Raw genomic sequence first — 18,048 nt, forward strand, 5'->3', positions numbered from 1 at the left:
AAAACTATGGCTAAAATTGTAAAATGTAAATACTGTAAAACTGTTAATGATAAATATGCCAAACAATGTAAATCTTGCGGAAAAGTGTTGTATCCAGAAATATCCTTTAAAAAAGCAACTATTATAACTGTAATATTAGATGCTATATTTGCTTTTATATATATTTTTGGAATATTTTTATTTATATATAATGCTAATAATAATGAAACACCAAAATATATAAGTTTACTTCCTGCACCAAATAGTATTTCATTCTTTGTTATTATATTAATAATGTTATGTTTTGCTATTATAAAGATACTATATATATTAAATGTGTTTATTTTGAAAAAAGATATTATTTATACTATAAGAAGAGTTAGTTTATTTTTTGAAGCTATAATAATGTTTCCTTTACAGACAATATTAGGTTTATATTTTTATGATATAGCAACCAGCGAAGATAAAGCAAAAAACAATAATTAATTTAATAATATTATTATGATGTAATAAGATATAGGTGCAGTTAATATCACGCTGTCAAATATATCAAATACCCCACCATGACCTGGGAACATCTTGCTTGAATCTTTTGTGTCATACATTCTTTTAATTAGGCTCTCTCCCATATCCCCAAGAAAACCTGTTAATGTAAATATTATAGTAAGCCATATTATCTGTGATAGAGAAAATGTAGGTATATCCTTACCAAGCACCAAACTTAAATAGCCATTTGAATATAAATAATAATAAAGTATAGAAATAGGTATTGTGAACAAAAACATACCCACTAAACCTTCATAACTTTTGTTTGGAGAGGCACTATTTGAAAGTTTATGTTTTCCAAATTTCCTTCCAACCACATATCCACCTGTATCGCTAAGCCAAGCACATAGTAATATAAAAACAATATAATATTTTCCGCTAGGCATAAAACGCATTAAAGATATATGCCATACCCCAAGCCCAACATATATAAAACAAAATACAGCAGTAAGTATTGCCCTGCCCCTCTCTTCAAAAGTAGATACATTAACCTTAAACATATTTATGATAAAAAGAGCAGCTATTAAAGCAAATACCATAACAAGCGATAGATTCATAGAAATATTATTTATCTGAGTAAACTTATAAAGACGGGAAAAATCACCATGAAGTATATTATTTCCGCATATAGTAATAATATAGCCTAAAACCATTGCAGCTATAGTAGTAACAACAGTTCTAAAATTCTTCTGCCTATAAACTTTTGCCATATTAAATATTTCTAATGTGCTTATTATAGAGATAGCTAATATTAAAGCATGAAAGAGAAAAATAACTCTATTGTAAAGCAAAATAATAGTAAATAACGGTAAAGTTAATGCTACAGATATAAGCCTTCCCTTCATATTTTATAAGCCTCCATACCTTCTGTTTCTGTTTGAATATTCTTCTATAGCTTCTTTAAAATTCTCTTTAGAAAAATCCGGCCACAGTATATCAGTAAAATATAATTCAGTGTATGATGCCTGATACATTAAAAAGTTACTTAATCTATGCTCTCCGGAAGTTCTTATTAAAAAATCTGGGTCTGGTATGTCTTTTGTATATAAATAATTTCCTATAGAATTCTCATCAATATCTTCTATATTAATTTTATTTGTTAATACATCAAAATACATATTTTTTACAGCAGTTTTAAGTTCATCTCTAAAACCATAATTTAATGCTAATACCACTGTAAGCATTGGATTTTTACATTTCTCAAGAGTTTCTTTTTCTGTTTCCTCTATAGTTTTTATAGTGTCTTTTGGAAACTTGGAAATATCACCTATATGTTTTACCAAAATATTATTTGAAACAAGTCTTTTAATTTCTTTTTTATAGAATTCTTTTAGAAGTTTAAATAATGCTTTTTTTTCTTCTTCAGGTCTTTTCCAATTCTCTGTAGAAAAAGCATATAGTGTTAAATATTTAATATTAAGTTCACAACATGCTTCAACTATATTAATAACATTTTCGCTTCCAGCCCTATGTCCAAAACTTCTGGATTTGTTGCGGGCTTTAGCCCATCTGCCGTTACCGTCCATAATTATAGCAACATGTGAAGGAACTTTATTATCCTTTTCTGTCATCATAATTATATTTTATCTAATTCTTTTTCCTTTGAAGTAATTAATTCATCAACTTTTTTGATATAACTATCAGTATCATTTTGTATTTTTTTCTCAAGATTTTTAGACTCATCTTCAGTAATAGCTTTCTCTTTTAATTCTTTTTTTATAATATCATTCTCATCTCTTCTTATATTACGTATAGCGATTTTAGCCTCTTCGCCTCTATGTCTTACACCTTTCTTTAATTCTTCTCTTCTTTCTTTAGTAAGTTCAGGCACCATAATTCTAATATTGCCGCCGTCATTAAAAGGATTAAAACCCAAATCAGCTTTTAATATAGCCTTTTCTATGTCTCCTACCAATGCTTTATCAAAAGGCTGTATCATTATAGTTTTTGCATCAGGAGTAGAAACGTTACCTACTTGTTTAAGCGGCATACTGCTGCCGTAAGCTTCCACTTTTACACCGTCTAATATAGAAGCATTTGCTCTTCCTGTTCTAATACCTTTTAAATCATTTTGTAAACTATTAATAGCCTTTTCCATTCTATCTTTATAGGATTCTTTTGACATAGATTAAAACCTCTTAAAATTATTTGAATTAATTATAATTTAAGATATAAGTATTGTCAAGTTATTATTATGTAAGTAATTTTTTATATATAATCAGTGTTTTAATATCAGCATTAAAATATTTTAACTCAATTTCACTATAAAAAAATACTTGACTTTTTTAATAAATAGTATAATATGCATATCAATATTCGACATCGCGGGGTGGAGCAGTTGGTAGCTCGTTGGGCTCATAACCCAAAGGCCGTAGGTTCAAGTCCTGCCCCCGCTAATAGCCAATAATAAAGGCTTATAAACTTTTTTATTTGGCGGCGTGGCTCAGGTGGTTAGAGCATGCGGCTCATATCCGCAGTGTCAGGGGTTCAAGTCCCTTCGCCGCTAATAACTTTAATCAAAAGGCAGGTGAGTTAATTGGTACGTATTTTCGCTAATGAAGGTGAACCAGTTGAAAGCGTTATTAAAAGATTTAGAAGAGCTTGCGAAAACGAAGGCATCTTGCAAGAATTAAAAGAAAAACAATTCTACAAAAAACCTTCTCTTGAGAAAAAACTTCAAAGAGAAAAAGCTCTTAAAAGAATGAAAAGAAAAATCAAAAAAGAACGCAGATTAGGTTTACTATAACTTATCTAATCTAATAAATATTAAAGCATTGATAGTTTTTTATTATCAGTGCTTTTTTTATTGCAAAATTATATTATTTAGAATAAACTATTGACTTTTATCTTCTGTAATATTATATTAGAACAATAAAATATTGTAGTTTTTCGGAGTATAATATTATGAAAGCAATCAAACACATAACAATACTTACTTCTATTTTATCTGTTATAGTATCTTGCGGAGCATCTATGCCGCTTAAAGAGTATAAAGATGCTTCAACTTTAAGAGATAAAACAATTAAATATGAGCTTCAAAACTATTCTAAAGAACAATTCGATATAGCTGAAGCAAGCTTTGCAGAAGCAACTATACTTATAGATGAAAATAAAGAACCAGATACTGTAAAAGAATTGCTCACTACTGCTTCAAATGCTTATTTAGTTGTTTTAAATGAAGGTTTGCCTGTATATGCTGAAGAATTAAAAACTGAAACTTCAAGAAATAGAGTATATTCTAAAGATATTAAAGCATATATAGTTGATAAAGAAAATTATGAACTCGCTGAATTAAATTATATTAATGCTTTATCTGCTTTAAGCACTAATAATTATGAACTTGCTGTTGATTCTTTCCTTAAAACAAGAGATTATCATAGTAAAGCTTTCTTTAATACAAAAGAACAATTTGATAACAGCCTTAAAGGAATTCAAGAGGCTGATGATAAAATTAAACAAATAGATGTTTTAGAGCAATCTACTAACAATTAATATTATATGGAGTTTTTATTATGAAAAAAGCATTATTAATTCTTTTCGCAGCTTGTTATTTAATATATGGACAAAACACTAATAGCAGCATAACTAATGAAAATATAAAAGACAGTGAAGATTATCAATTAGCACAAAGATATAGAGAATTAGCCATAGAGGCTCATAATGCCGGTGATTATAATCAAAGTATTGAGTTTTCTAAACAAAGTAAAGAATATTCAGACAAGGTTATAGCTAAATTTGGAGTATACGGCTTAGTTTTGAATGCTCAAAGATATGCTGAAAGAAACTTAGCTTTACTTAAAGGTGTTGGAGGCGATACTAACGAATCTTCTATTAGCCTTTATGAGAACTCTGTAATGGATTATGAAGCTGGAAACACTATATTTAATGCTGCTACCAATGATACAGATTACAGCAACTCTATAACAAAATATACTGATTCTTCTTTAAAATCTAAATTAGGTTATGATTTAGTATCAATAGGTTTAAGAAGAGATTATCTCATTAATGAAGGTGCTATAACTAATGCCGACAGCAATGATAATAATATATTAGATTTAAGAGATAAAGCTGTAGCATATTCTAAAGAAAATAATTATAATGATGCTTCATCTAATGCATCTCAGGCATTAAATATATTAGATATGCTTGAAGCTCCTATAGCTTATGCAAAAGCACAAGAATCTTTAAATAAAGCTAAAGAAGACGGATACAATGAAACAAAAATGACTAATTATAATCAAGCATCAACTACATTAATGTTTGCTAAACAGTCATTAGATAATGAAGATTTTTCTAATTCATTATTTAATTCAAAACTTGTTATAGAGATGGTTAATGCTATGTATAATGGCACTGATTATAATAATGAAGAGATAACTATAGTAGAAACATCAGGAATATTATTCCCTAAATATTATAAAGTTCAATATAGAAAAGTTGGTACTGATTCATTATGGAGAATAGCTTCTTATGACTTTATATACGGTGATGGCAACTTGTGGAGAAAGATATATGAAGCTAACAAAGATAAAATAAAAGACCCTAACATTATAATAGGCGGACAAATATTATTAATACCTAGTCTTAAAGGAGAAACAAGAGACGGTACTTATGACTCTAATAAGCAGTATGGTAATATAAAAGATATAAAATAAATTATTAAGAGAGGAAATAAAGTTTAATGTTGAAAAAAACAAAAGTTATTTTACTATCATTATTAGCAGTGATAGCATTTACAGCAGTATTATTAGCACAAAAGCCGCAAACATCTAAAGAGCATTTGTTTATAGAAACAGATTATGGTACTATAGAAATAGCATTTTACCCTGAAAAAGCTCCTAAACATGTAGAAGCTATTAAAAAATTAGCAAATGAGGGCTTTTATGACGGCACACTTTTTCATAGAGTAATACCGGGTTTTATGATACAAGGCGGCGACCCATTAAGCAAACAACCTAATAGAGCTTTACATGGCACAGGAGGTCCCAATTTTGTAATACCTGCTGAGTTTAATGATGTATCACACAAAAGAGGAATATGCTCTATGGCAAGAAGTCAGAATATTAATAGTGCTGGTTCACAATTTTTTATTTGTGTAGCAGATAGTCCTTTTTTAGATGGACAATATACTGTTTGGGGTGAGGTTATTAAGGGAATGGATGCTGTAGACAAGATAGTTAATCTTAAAAGAGATGCAAACGACAACCCTCTTACACCTGCAAAAATGAATAAAGTATATGTAAAATAATAATAAAAGGAAAAATAATGGAACATTTATTTATAGAAACAGATTACGGCACTATAGAAATAGAATTCTATCCGGACAAAGCTCCTAAACATGTGGAAGCTATTAAAAAATTAGCAAATGAAGGCTTTTATGATGGAATTAGATTTCACAGAGTAATACCTAACTTTATGATACAAGGCGGCGACCCATTAAGCAAACAACCTAATAGAGCTTTACATGGCACAGGAGGTCCCAATTTTGTAATACCTGCTGAGTTTAATGATGTATCACATAAAAGAGGAATATGCTCTATGGCAAGAAGTCAGCATCCAGACAGTGCAGGCTCACAATTTTTTATCTGTGTAGCAGACTGTCCTTTCTTAGACGGACAATACACTGTTTGGGGAAATGTTGTTGATGGTATGGACGTTGCAGATAAGATAGTTGCTTTACAAAGAGACCACAATGACAACCCTATTGTAAACTCAACTATGAACAAAGTATATATCAAAGAAGTATAATTAATAAAGACTACAATATTAAAGCGATAGAGTGATAATAAGCCCTATCGCTTTTTTTATTAGAAAATTTTTAAAGTTTTTCAAAATTTATTTTTTTAATTTTAATTATTGCGGGGGCTAGCCCCAGTACCCCCAGTTCTTTTATTGGTATAAAAGAACCAAAAGAACTGCATTTCTATGAAATATATCTAAAAACATATAGCATCATTTTATTGTATTTGTATATATAAAAATAATATATTGCACTTTTTTAATGATAGATTAAGAACTTAAATATTTGCACTTTCGCGAAGCGTACCCGTAGGGTAAAAACTTTGACGAAGTCCGCAAAGCGAAGGCAGGAAAAAGTTGAAGAAAATAAAAATTTATATAACAAAATATAGTTGTTTAAGATATTATTTAAATATACATGCAAATAAAAAAGTCATACATAGTATTAAAAACTAAATATGACTTTTAAATTATTATATCAACTATTTATTATACTCTTTTAAATACTATAGAAGCATTATGTCCGCCAAAACCAAAAGAATTGCTTATAGCATATTCTATTTTGTAGTCTTGAGCAGTATTAGCAACAACATCTAAATCACATTCAGGGTCTTTATCTTCAACGTTAATAGTAGGGTGAACTTTAGAATCTATTATACTCATTACAGTAGCAATAGCCTCTATTCCGCCGGCAGCACCCAAAGCATGACCTGTCATAGATTTAGTAGAATTAACCTTAATCTTTTTAGCATGGTCTTCGCCTAAAGCCTTTTTAACAGCCTTAATCTCAGCAATATCTCCAACAGGAGTAGAAGTACCATGAGTATTAACATAGTCAATCTTGTCTGGAGAAATTTTAGCAGACTCTATAGCCAAAGACATAGCTCTTGCCCCCATAGCACCATCTTCTAAAGGTGCTGTAATATGATTAGCATCACAAGTAAAACCATATCCAGAAATTTCAGCAAGTATATTAGCATTTCTTTTCTTAGCATGCTCATACTCTTCAAGTACAAGTATACCGGCACCCTCAGCTATAACAAAGCCATCTCTGCCCTTATCAAAAGGTCTAGAAGCTTTAGTAGGCTCATCATTTCTAGTAGATAAAGCCCTCGCATTATTAAATCCAGCTATAGTAAGAGGATTGATAGTAGCTTCAGAACCGCCAACTATCATAATATCAGCTTCATTGTCTTTAATATGCTTGTATCCTAAACCTATAGAATGGTTTGAAGAAGCACAAGCAGTAACTGTACTATAGTTAGGACCATTCATGCCATATTCCATAGCTATTAAACCAGGTGTCATATTAATAATTTGCATAGGAACAAAGAAAGGTGAAACTCTGCTTGGTCCGTCAGCAAGTATTACATTATGATTATTTAAAAGAGTAGTGATACCGCCTATACCGCTTCCAAGTACACAGCCTGCTCTCAAAGGATCAAAACCTGTCTTAGGCTCTATACCAGCCTGTTTCAAAGCATGATAAGCAGCATATACACCATAAGTTATAAAAGGGTCAAGTCTTCTTAGCATCTTCTTATCAGAATAATAATCACCCTCTAAAGTAGCTACTTCTCCGCCTATTCTTGTAGCTAATTGCTCTTTTTCTGGATCAAAATATTTGCTAAGAGGCTTGATTCCAGAAACACCATTAAGAAGATTGTCCCAGAAAGTTTTAACATCATTTCCAAGACAACTTACAATTCCAAGACCCGTAATAACAACTCTACGTTCGCTCATAATAACTCCTATATGTTATAAATATAAAAATTCCCGCAAAAAATTACGGGAATAATTAATATTATTAAGAAAATTATTTCTTATGCTCTTCAATATATTTAGCAGCATCAGCTACATTTTTAATTTTTTCTTGTTCTTCTTGAGGAATTTTGATATCATAACGTTTTTCTAATTCCATAATAAGTTCTACTAAATCAAGTGAATCAGCGTTCAAATCATCTACGAAAGAAGCTGTATCAGTGATTTTGCTTTTGTCTGAAATGTTTAATTGATTAGCAACAACATCTTTAATTTCATCGATTAATGCCATGTTGAATCTCCTTTTTATTAATTTATTATTATTTTTAATTTATTATAAAGTGCAAAGCAACTTTATTAACTATTACATAGACATGCCGCCGTCAACAGCTATAACTTCTCCTGTTATATAATTGCTCAAATCTGAAGCAAGAAATACAACTATATTAGCAACATCTTCTGCAGTACCTAATTTTTTTAAAGGTGTAATATCCATTATCTTTTTTACAGCATCTTCAGCAAGTACATCTGTCATATCTGTTTGAATAAAACCCGGTGCTATAGCATTAACACATATTCCGCGAGGGGCAAACTCTTTAGCCATAGATTTAGTAATACCTATAATGCCAGCCTTAGCTGCAGCATAATTTACCTGACCAGCATTGCCCATCTTACCTATAACACTTGATATATTGATTATCTTACCCTTTCTTGCTCTTAACATGCTTTTAGCAGCCTCTCTTGAAGTGTAAAAAGCTCCAGATAAATTAGTATCTATAACATCATTCCAAGCACTGTCGTCCATCTGTATAACTAACATATCTTTAGTAATACCAGCATTATTAACTAATACATCTATAGAACCAAATTTTTCTATTGTCTTCGCAACAACATCTTTACAAGAGTCGCTAGACTTTACATCATGAACCAAAGCAAGTGATTCCACATTATATTTTGATTTTAATTCATCAGCAACTTCTTGAGCCTTATTAATGTTTGTAGCTGTAACAACAACATTAGCTCCTTCATTAGCTAAAGCCTCTGCTATCTTTTTTCCTATTCCTCTGCTTCCGCCTGTTACTAAAGCTGTTTTATTTTTAAGATTTAAATCCATAATTATCCTTACAATTATTTAAATACGCTTACACTAATTAAAACAAAATATGCTAAATTTGTCAAGTCTATTTTGCAACTTTAAAATTACCGACTTTTTTGTTTAAAAGGTCGAAAAATGATAAGAACTAACTATATACTAATTTGTTTTAAGTTTATTAAAATTTTCCTCTTATATTTTATTGTTTTCGGGAACTAGTCCCCTGCGAAGCGTGCCCTTAGGGTACGAACTACCTAGTTCTTTTGCCAATAGGCACCTACTCGGTACAACCGTAGGAAGAGCCTTCGGTATTGGTATAAAAGAACCTTATATATCCTTCGGATACGCTTCGCGAAGAACTGCATTTAATAGATTATAGCTTTTTATGTATAACAAAATATAGATATTATTTTATATATTTCAAAATATAAAGCTATAGCACTTGCACTTTTTGGTTCTTTTGACGAAGTCCGCACCGCGACTGAAAGGAGTGCCTGCGACCGAAGGGAGTCCTTCAGGGCGACCGTAGGAAGTACCTTTAGGTATGGGTGCGAGCTGCGGGAAAAAGAACAAGAAATTTATTAATTATTTGCAGGGCTTTGCCCCGCACCCCAGTTCTTTTGCCAATAGGCACCTACTCGGTACAACCGTAGGAAGTGCCTTCGGTATTGGTATAAAAGAACCAAAAGAACTGCAATTTTTATAAAATATAGCCAAAAACATATGGCATTATTTTATATATTTATATATACAAAAATAACCTATTTGTATTTTTGCTAAAGGTAAATTAAGAACTTAAATTCAGTGCATTACTACTATACGAACACTATTTTCCTGCCACCTGCCCTGCCATTTACTTCCGCTCACTACAATAATTCTATCTCCATGTTCTGCTAATTTATGCTCTACCAAAGTATCTTCGAGTATATTAATCTCTCCTCCATGGCTAATACCAGCACTAAAGTTCAAATCTTCAGGCATATGCATAGTATAAACATTATGACATATAGCAAGACCGTTACAAAGATTATTATCAGCAGACATAAATACTATAGGAGTTTTTGGTCTTTTTTTAGATAAATTCCTAACAGTTCTTCCAGACCTTGAAAGAGCTATTATTGCCTTATTATCTAAACTATATGACAAATAAGAAGCACTGTCAGCTAAAGCATCATTAACGCCGCTGTCTAAATAAGTCATATTATCATGAGAAGTTTTATTAACAGACCTCTCAGCAGCCTCTACTATAGAAACCATAGCTTTTACAGCTTCTATAGGATAATCTCCCGAAGCAGTTTCAGCAGACATCATTACAACATCAGTACCGTCTAATACAGCATTAGCAACATCGCTAGCCTCTGCCCTTGAAGGAACAGGGCTTTTTGTCATACTCTCAAGCATTTGGGTAGCTATTATTGTAATTTTGCCCATATCGTTTGCCATTTTTAATATCTTCTTCTGCCAAACAGGAACCTCTCCAAATGGTATCTCCACTCCCAAGTCTCCTCTTGCCACCATTACACCGTCAGACACTTTTATTATACTTTCCAAATTTTCTAATGATTCTGTATTTTCTATTTTTGATACTATTCCAACATGCTGAAAATTATTATCATCTAATATCTTTCTAAGTCTTATAACATCTTCTGCTCTTCTTACAAAACTCATACCCAAATAATTAGCACCGTTTTTAGCAGCAAATAAAGCATCACTAACATCTTTTTCTGTTAAAACTTCTGTTGTTACATGAGCACCAGGCAAATTAATACCCTTACTGCTTAATATAGTACCTCCAGTTATAACCTTACATACAACAAGTTTTGAAGCCTCATCACTAGATTCCACTATAAGCTGTATAGTGCCGTCAGCTATCAAAAGCAAAGAACCGTTCTTTACATCATGAGCAATGTTTTCATGCGTAGTTGGTATTATGCTTTCATCATTAGTCTCTTTATGTCCGCTTAATTTTACAATATCTCCCTCTTTTACTGTAATATTCTCTTTTAGCTTACCTATTCTTATCTTAGGTCCCTGTAAATCTGCTAATATTGATACAGGCTTACCCAACTCTTCAGAGACTTTTCTTATTATTTTTATTCTCTCCAAATGCTCATCATAGCTTCCAAATGAAAAATTAAGCCTGCATACATTTGCACCATTCTCTATTATCTTTTTTACCATTTCTTCGTTAGACCATCTAGGTCCTAAAGTTGCTATTATTTTTGTTTTCCTCATAATATTTTACCACCTCTTATAGAAAATATTATAAAACATAGAAATATTTTTACAACTTTTTATATTAAAAATTAATATTTTTTTGCTTTAAAAATATTATTAATATATAATAAATCATTATGAATAAAAAATTATTATATATATTACTTATTACTATAATTCTATCCTCTTGTAAAAAAATAGAAAATATAACCGTAATCTTTGATGATGTAACAGTAGATATACCAGAAAACTTCGAGCAAAATTATATCAACGATATGATAGAATATAATCCAAACTTTAAAATAATAGATTCCTACGGCATAGAAACAAAAACTTCTATATATAACGTTTCATACACAAAATCTAATTACCCAATAGATATTTTAGCATCAAAAGAAGGCATCATAAACGGTGTTGCAAATAACAAAGTATTAAAAGAAGTAAAAGTAGAAAAAGAAGGATTTTATAAAGAACAAACTAATGCCTATGATATGCTGATTAGCTATTATTATGGACCAAACAAAACATATCAAAGAAGCTTTATAATGATAAATGGCAACAACATACTTCAAATAACTGCTATATATAATGCTAATAGTAAAAAAGATGATAAAACTATAAACGGTATAATAAACTCAATAAAAGAAAGAACCAATAATTAAATATAATCTTTTATTATTAGAGAAAGTTCTTTTACCTTTTCTATGCTTAAAGATTCTCCTCTAATCTCTTTATCAATATTTGCTTTTTCTAATATTTCATCTATTTTATCTTTATCAATATCAATGTATGGAGATTTTAGAAAATTGTTTTTTATAGTTTTTCTTCTGTTGTGAAACAAGGTCTTTGAAACAGATTTAAAAATATTAAGCATGCTCAAATCAACTTTTTTAGGCTTAATGCTTATGATAGATGATGTAACTTTTGGAATTGGATAAAACACTTCTTTTGATACATTATACTCTAATTTAATATCAGACATAAAACTTGCAAACAATGTTAAAGCAGAATAATCTTCACTGCCCTCTTTCGCAATTAATCTATTTGCAAAATCGCTTTGAACCATAAAAACAGCATAATTCCATCTATTATAACAATCACAAAAAAGCCACTCTATTATAGGACTTGCTATATTGTATGGAATATTGCCGTATACATCAAAGTTTTTATTTTTATCTATATCATTAATATCAACTTTTAGTATATCATTATGAATAATATTTATATCTTTATAACTCTCTTTCAAATGATTATACAAAGCATTATCATATTCAACTATAGTGAGATTATTTTTATATATATCAACAAGAACTCTGCTTAAAGAACCTAAGCCTCCTCCTATTTCTATAGCATAACTCCCCCTCGAAATATCATTAGGCACAGTATTTGCTATATTATAAGCAATGTTTCTATCGCATAAAAAATTTTGCCCTCTATTTTTGTTTGGAAATATAGACTTACTCTTTAAATATTCAGTAATTTCTGATTTTGAATACACATTATTTAACATATTTATTTATTCTTGACATCTGAAGCAGTAAAGCTAATATCATTATCACTGCAAAAACTAACATTATTATGATACTCACATTAAAACCTAAAATAGTTAATATATGTGTAGATATATAATTAATAACTACATTATAAAGTAAAACAAGCAATATAGTTCCAATAATACCTATAACATTAGCCGTAAAACCAGAAGTATTTTTAGTATAAATGTTATATCTAAACGACAAATATGCTATCGCTATAAATAAAATCAAATAATAAAATGGTAATAAAATTTTCTTAAATAAAACATTGGTGGTTCTTTCATTAGAATATCCAAATAAAGGAAGTTCTGATTTTAAACTTATAATATCTTTTATTCCCGTATCACCCAAAACTCTATAAGGGTAATCTTTAATATTTCTTATTGTGCTGTCGGATATGTTAATAGGAATAATATATTCATTTGTATTATTATTATCATAAGTTTCATTTTTATCATTAAATTTAGCTTTTAAAATAACATTTTTTGTATCTGGGTTATTAAACGAATCTGTTATTTTTCCATATTTGTATATTACTTGATTTGTAATTTTTAAATCTTTATCTAAATTAATTATGGATATATCATACAAATATAATGACTCGCCAAAAAAAATACTATAAAGAGCAGAAAGCATAGTAGTATTATTATTTAACATTAAAGTAATACCATTATTTTCTAACATAGTTGTATTTGTTATAGAATAATAATCATCAATAAAGAATCTTCTAACCTCTCTTGCTCTATCTATAAAGAAATCATATCTATTAATACTATCAACTATCAAAGAATAATAGGTTTTAATTTCATTAATATCCGGATAATTAATATATAAATTAGATATACTATTATATGCTCTCCAAAAATTTCCATTTCTGTATAGTTCTATAGTATCTGCAAGCCTGCCATATGCCAATGATTCATAGAAATTTTTTCCAATATATAGCGGTTTATTATTTTGTATAATGCTAATCTTATTAAGATAATAAATAGCTAAAGGATTATACCTATCAATTTTAAGCACATCATTATAATATCTATTGGCAAGTGTGTAATTTGAAAGACTAAAAGCCCTAGAACCTTGAGACAGCAAATTATTTACATAAGTAACCCTATCAGTATTTTGAATCTCTTCTAACTCATTTTTTTTGTTTTCAATATCCTTTAATAATAATAAAATATTTCCATCATTTCTATCATATATTAAAGCATTTCTAGCGAAGTTCTCAGCAGTTTCTAAATTACCCGCATCGAATTCCTGTTTTGCTCTTTGATATTCAGCTTCCTTTAAAGATAGTTTATATTTATTAAAAAATATATAATCTCTATTAACATTATAATCTTTTAATTCATATATTAATTTGTCTGCCAAAAAATAATCATAAAAAGTAAAAAATGCAGTTAATACAACTACCAAAGCAATAGGTACAGCAATAATTCTCGATATTGATAATCCAGGCAAATAATAACCTCTAAAAAATGCCCAATACACACTTAAAGCTATTATAAAAGGAATAAAGTTTTTGTATATAAGAAGTGATGAGAGAAGATATACTATTAAATCATATACTTTGCCTTCACCTCTAGTATATATATTATATAGTAAGAATATAAAAAATATTGAAATAATACTAATAATAGAAAAGCTTAGTATCAATCTTAGAACTATGCCAATTTTTTTCATTATTCTTCCACTATTTGCTCAACATCTTCATCAATTATTACTTCTTCTAATGTTTCAATAGGTTTTAATTTAGGCTTTTTAGTATAAATATCTTGCATAACTTTCTGTGCTAATACCTTAGGAGGCAAAACAGCAAAGTCATTGATGACAATATTAAAGTAATCTATAGCCTTTTCATACTTATTTTGATAATAATAACAGAAACCAATTTCATAGTAAGCCCAAGAAACATCTTTAGCAAAATTATTTCTATCAAAATTATCTATGATATACTGATAATATGCTATAGCAGTTTTATATCTTTTATTATTAAATTCAGTATAAGCCTTTTCTGCTATGATTTTAGGATATCTTTCTTCAGCATCTACCTTTATAGTTGAAGCACAAGAGATTGTAAATAAAGCAAAAATAAGCAATAAATAATAAGTTTTTTTCACCAACAAAATCCACTATTTTTTTATAGAATAGACTTCATCGCGTACTGGCAAACTTTTGCGTAGGATTTTTAGGAAACTTCTTAAATCGCCCATATCCTTATAATCATCACACTTCTCTACAGTTCTTCTTGCAACTGTAAAATACTTGTACATTTTTTCTTCACCAAGTTTTTTACGCCATTGTTCCTGAGTACATTTTACTCTTAGCAAATACTGTGAACCGTCTATTCCACTAGCTTTTCTAAATAAAACACAATATCTGCAATTAGCACAATAAATACCTCCACATTCTGGAGATTGTTCATTTTGTTCTTCAGTCATAAATACTTACCATAAATTAATTATATTGTTTTATGAATACAGTATAGCAAATTTACTATTAAAAGTCAAGTTCATAAACTATACTACATACAAAACTATTATTCCTCTAATATATATAGATACTCTTCTTTTACAAAAGGTCTTATTTCGTCAAAAGAGTAAACTATTTCTGTTTCACCTTGAACATATGCTGTAATAGTATAAATAGGCCATACAAAGTGAATGCCGTCTTTATATACATAAAAACTAGTATCTTCTAAAGTTATTTCATCTAAAGGAACTAAATAATCTTCTTCTGTTCTGTCGCTTATAGAAAGAAGCTTAGATTTCATACTTATACGCAATTTTTCATCTTTAAAATCTTTTATTAAATTTGTAATTGAGATTTTTTCTCCGTCTTTAAGAGAATAAACTAAAGATGTATTATTATAAACGCCATGAGCTCCTCCCATATAGATAGAAGAATAGCTATTTATAGATATTGTTGTATCATTAAAATATAATATATCTTTACCAGCTATATACTCATAATTAAAATCCGAGTTTGTATACCAATCATTATAAAAATCACTCATAGCCTTTTCAAATAAAGGAAGTGTTTCATTTTTTAACCATAATGTTTCATCGCGTACAATATCATCAATATTATTATTAATATCCAAAGTTATTTTATCATAAACTTCTAAATTATTTGTATCGCTTGGAATAAGCACAAATATAGAATCTTTATAAAAGAAAGTAGAACCATTTCCAAGAGAATCGTTTTCAGATGAGTTTGTGTATAAATAATTGTATGATACAGCAGAAACAAAATCTAAAGCACTAATATCTACCTCTTCTATTTTTGTTGTAATAGTAAAGTTTTTATTATAGTAATCGCCTCTTAATGTATAACCAGTATCAGACTGAGCATACATATCAGCTCCATCATTATCAATAGTAGCATTAGAATAAAAAAAAGTCTTTATTAAATTTTCATCTATATAAGTAAATCTAAATTGAGCTATATTATATTCCGGCAATACCATGTCATTTAAAGCTAATTGAGCCATAGAGCCATTATCATTTTTCATAAAAGTATAAGGCGAAAACCATTCATTATAATCACCATCACTTTTAACAGTTGTTGTTGTTTCAGGTAAAGCGTTTTGATTAGTATCTATATAATTATTTTCTATATTTTCAGTATCTTCTTGATTTTTATCTAAATTATCTTTATTATTGCAAGCAACAAATAAAAATAAAACTAATAATAATAGTTTCTTAATCATAAAAACTCCAAACATTTTTTAAAAAAAAGAATAATATATTTTTCTTTTTTTGCAAGTGAGAGTTTTTATTTTTTTCGCAATATAGAGTTTTACAAAAAATAATTAATCGCTGAATGATATAACGCCTTCAATAATAGCTTCAAATCTCTCAGGCTCTATAATCATAACAGTATCATCAACTTTCAAATTAGGTGCGAAATCTCCTATACTAATTAGGAATGAGTGAGCACTCTTATACGCTCTTGCATAATCCATAAACTCATCTACCGTGTTTTGTCTCATAGGATATCCGGAAGTATCTAAAGCAAAAGTGCTTTTATATGACTGACCTTCAGAACCAAATTTTTTAATAGTTACAAAGAAAACCAAACTATCAGACTTTTTAGTATGGTCAGTTACAATATATCCATTTAAAGTTAATATTCTATAGAAATGTTTTTCTAAATAATCAATAACATCCATTTCTAATGCCGTTCTAAATGCATTATTGGCTATAATAGAACTGTAAGTTTTTAATTTTTGATCAACATCTAAGTATATATTTCTTATAGATTTTATTATCTCCCATTGCTTAACAGCCTCTTCAAAATGTTTCTGTTTAACTAAAGTCTCAGCATATCTATATCTTTCATCCACCACTTTTTCATTTGCAATATTATCTTTAGTAAGCACTTCTCTATAATATTTATTAGCCTTGTCATAATCTCCAAGTTCATAATAAGAGTTTGCTAAATCTAATGATATACTATCTTTATTATCTATAAAACTGCTGTCATAAGATATTTCTAATTCTTTTACAGCATTTTGGAAATCTCTTGAAGCAGACAATATTCTTCCGTAAAGCAAATGATAATTATAATTAGAAGAATCCAAAGCTATAGCCTTTTCAATATTCTGCTGTGCTGCATGATAGGTACGCATTTTATAATAAGAATAAGCAAGCATGTATAATAATTCAGGATTACTGTCATTACGTGTAGCAGCCAATGATAAATATTTTTGTGCTAATATCCACTCACCGCTTTGATAAGATATAAGTCCCGCTTTATATAAAGAATCATAATCCTGATTTTTTATTTTTATTATATAATCATATTCATCTAAAGCCTTTTTAGCATTTCCAGTCTCTTCATAAATATTAGCTAAAAACTCACGTACTTTTAGTTCAGTGATATCTTTAGTAAAATAAGCCCCGTCCAACATAGACTGCAATGAAGCCATAGCCAATATATACTGATTTTGTTTATAATATAAATTAGCACTATACCATAATATAATTGGGTCTTTTTTAAATTTCGGGTCAAGCTCATTAATTTCTTTCATTGCAAGTTCCATATTACCATCTTCATAAAACTGAGTAATACGTTTTAATTTAGCAGGATAAGAACCGCTTTTTACAATAAAATTAGTCGCTACACCCAATGCAACTATCAACATCATTATAAGTATAATTGACAATTCCACTA

The 18,048-nt window shown here is 29.1% G+C and carries 20 protein-coding genes and 2 tRNA genes; 9 read left to right on the forward strand and 13 right to left on the reverse strand.

Features of this window, described 5'->3' with window-relative positions:
• Positions 1-6: 6 nt before the first annotated feature.
• Entirely contained in the window at positions 7-465 is a 459-nt protein-coding gene (locus Q0H31_RS00825; RefSeq protein WP_295295051.1) for a hypothetical protein, read from the forward strand.
• Here the strand turns inward: Q0H31_RS00825 and Q0H31_RS00830 are convergent.
• From Q0H31_RS00830 to frr, 3 genes are read right to left on the reverse strand one after another with little or no spacing between them, the layout of a single operon-like run.
• Positions 462-1,370, reverse strand: a complete 909-nt coding sequence (locus Q0H31_RS00830; RefSeq protein WP_295295053.1) for a phosphatidate cytidylyltransferase — start codon at positions 1,368-1,370, stop codon at positions 462-464. The two genes, Q0H31_RS00825 and Q0H31_RS00830, sit on opposite strands and share 4 nt — an antisense overlap.
• 3 nt (positions 1,371-1,373) lie before the next feature.
• A complete protein-coding gene (locus Q0H31_RS00835) occupies positions 1,374-2,099 on the reverse strand; it encodes an isoprenyl transferase (RefSeq protein WP_295295055.1) in 726 nt (241 codons plus the stop codon).
• 2 nt (positions 2,100-2,101) lie between these two features.
• A complete protein-coding gene (frr, locus tag Q0H31_RS00840; RefSeq protein WP_295295057.1) occupies positions 2,102-2,650 on the reverse strand; it encodes a ribosome recycling factor in 549 nt (182 codons plus the stop codon).
• Positions 2,651-2,848: 198 nt separating this feature from the next.
• Between frr and Q0H31_RS00845 the strand changes: the two genes are divergently transcribed.
• The 7 genes from Q0H31_RS00845 to Q0H31_RS00875 all read left to right on the forward strand — a co-directional run bounded on the left by Q0H31_RS00845 (position 2,849) and on the right by Q0H31_RS00875 (position 6,273).
• Positions 2,849-2,921 (forward strand) — tRNA-Met (locus tag Q0H31_RS00845).
• Positions 2,922-2,957: 36 nt separating this feature from the next.
• Positions 2,958-3,031: transfer RNA gene (locus Q0H31_RS00850), tRNA-Met, on the forward strand.
• Positions 3,032-3,061: 30 nt separating this feature from the next.
• Positions 3,062-3,271, forward strand: coding sequence for a 30S ribosomal protein S21 (gene rpsU, locus Q0H31_RS00855; RefSeq protein ID WP_013243482.1), 210 nt, complete (start codon positions 3,062-3,064; stop codon positions 3,269-3,271).
• A gap of 158 nt (positions 3,272-3,429) precedes the next feature.
• The gene (locus tag Q0H31_RS00860; RefSeq protein ID WP_295295059.1) at positions 3,430-4,017 is read left to right on the forward strand and encodes a hypothetical protein; all 588 of its coding nucleotides are present in this window, start codon (positions 3,430-3,432) and stop codon (positions 4,015-4,017) included.
• Positions 4,018-4,037: 20 nt separating this feature from the next.
• A complete protein-coding gene (locus tag Q0H31_RS00865; RefSeq protein WP_295295061.1) occupies positions 4,038-5,180 on the forward strand; it encodes a TmpB protein in 1,143 nt (380 codons plus the stop codon).
• Positions 5,181-5,206: 26 nt separating this feature from the next.
• Positions 5,207-5,773 carry a peptidylprolyl isomerase gene (locus Q0H31_RS00870; protein ID WP_295295063.1) on the forward strand — a complete coding sequence of 189 codons (567 nt, stop codon included), beginning with the start codon at positions 5,207-5,209 and terminating at the stop codon, positions 5,771-5,773.
• Between the two features lie 17 nt (positions 5,774-5,790).
• Positions 5,791-6,273, forward strand: coding sequence for a peptidylprolyl isomerase (locus Q0H31_RS00875; protein ID WP_295295066.1), 483 nt, complete (start codon positions 5,791-5,793; stop codon positions 6,271-6,273).
• Between the two features lie 480 nt (positions 6,274-6,753).
• On the opposite strand, the gene fabF is transcribed toward Q0H31_RS00875, so the two are convergent.
• From fabF to pyk, 4 genes are all read right to left on the reverse strand, one after another.
• Positions 6,754-8,007, reverse strand: a complete 1,254-nt coding sequence (gene fabF / locus Q0H31_RS00880; protein ID WP_295295068.1) for a beta-ketoacyl-ACP synthase II — start codon at positions 8,005-8,007, stop codon at positions 6,754-6,756.
• A gap of 73 nt (positions 8,008-8,080) precedes the next feature.
• Complete coding sequence (gene acpP, locus Q0H31_RS00885) at positions 8,081-8,317, reverse strand: acyl carrier protein (protein WP_013243488.1); 237 nt, start codon at positions 8,315-8,317, stop codon at positions 8,081-8,083.
• 72 nt (positions 8,318-8,389) lie between these two features.
• Positions 8,390-9,139 (reverse strand): 3-oxoacyl-[acyl-carrier-protein] reductase, encoded by a 750-nt coding sequence (gene fabG / locus Q0H31_RS00890; RefSeq protein ID WP_295295071.1) that lies wholly within the window; start codon positions 9,137-9,139, stop codon positions 8,390-8,392.
• 780 nt (positions 9,140-9,919) lie between these two features.
• Positions 9,920-11,353: a pyruvate kinase gene (pyk, locus tag Q0H31_RS00895; RefSeq protein WP_295295073.1), complete on the reverse strand. Its 1,434-nt coding sequence runs from the start codon at positions 11,351-11,353 to the stop codon at positions 9,920-9,922.
• A gap of 119 nt (positions 11,354-11,472) precedes the next feature.
• Here pyk and Q0H31_RS00900 point away from each other — a divergent pair, with 119 nt between their 5' ends.
• Positions 11,473-11,997, forward strand: a complete 525-nt coding sequence (locus tag Q0H31_RS00900; protein WP_295295075.1) for a hypothetical protein — start codon at positions 11,473-11,475, stop codon at positions 11,995-11,997.
• On the opposite strand, the gene rsmA is transcribed toward Q0H31_RS00900, so the two are convergent.
• The 6 genes from rsmA to Q0H31_RS00930 form a co-directional block, all read right to left on the reverse strand.
• Entirely contained in the window at positions 11,994-12,845 is an 852-nt protein-coding gene (rsmA, locus tag Q0H31_RS00905) for a 16S rRNA (adenine(1518)-N(6)/adenine(1519)-N(6))-dimethyltransferase RsmA (RefSeq protein WP_295295077.1), read from the reverse strand. The genes Q0H31_RS00900 and rsmA overlap by 4 nt on opposite strands.
• On the reverse strand, positions 12,835-14,553 hold the full coding sequence (locus Q0H31_RS00910; RefSeq protein ID WP_295295078.1) for a hypothetical protein: 1,719 nt from the start codon (positions 14,551-14,553) through the stop codon (positions 12,835-12,837). Before Q0H31_RS00910 ends, rsmA begins: the two co-directional genes overlap by 11 nt.
• Entirely contained in the window at positions 14,553-14,990 is a 438-nt protein-coding gene (locus tag Q0H31_RS00915) for a tetratricopeptide repeat protein (protein ID WP_295295080.1), read from the reverse strand. The genes Q0H31_RS00910 and Q0H31_RS00915 overlap by 1 nt, the downstream gene beginning before the upstream one ends.
• Before the next feature lie 12 nt (positions 14,991-15,002).
• Positions 15,003-15,311 (reverse strand): hypothetical protein, encoded by a 309-nt coding sequence (locus tag Q0H31_RS00920; protein ID WP_013243495.1) that lies wholly within the window; start codon positions 15,309-15,311, stop codon positions 15,003-15,005.
• Positions 15,312-15,409: 98 nt separating this feature from the next.
• Entirely contained in the window at positions 15,410-16,582 is a 1,173-nt protein-coding gene (locus Q0H31_RS00925; RefSeq protein WP_295295081.1) for a DUF3298 domain-containing protein, read from the reverse strand.
• Positions 16,583-16,684: 102 nt separating this feature from the next.
• Positions 16,685-18,046, reverse strand: coding sequence for a tetratricopeptide repeat protein (locus tag Q0H31_RS00930; protein ID WP_295295083.1), 1,362 nt, complete (start codon positions 18,044-18,046; stop codon positions 16,685-16,687).
• Between the last annotated feature and the right edge of the window lie 2 nt (positions 18,047-18,048).

It is taken from the genome of uncultured Brachyspira sp., from assembly GCF_934747485.1.
In the GTDB taxonomy this organism is placed as follows: domain Bacteria; phylum Spirochaetota; class Brachyspiria; order Brachyspirales; family Brachyspiraceae; genus Brachyspira.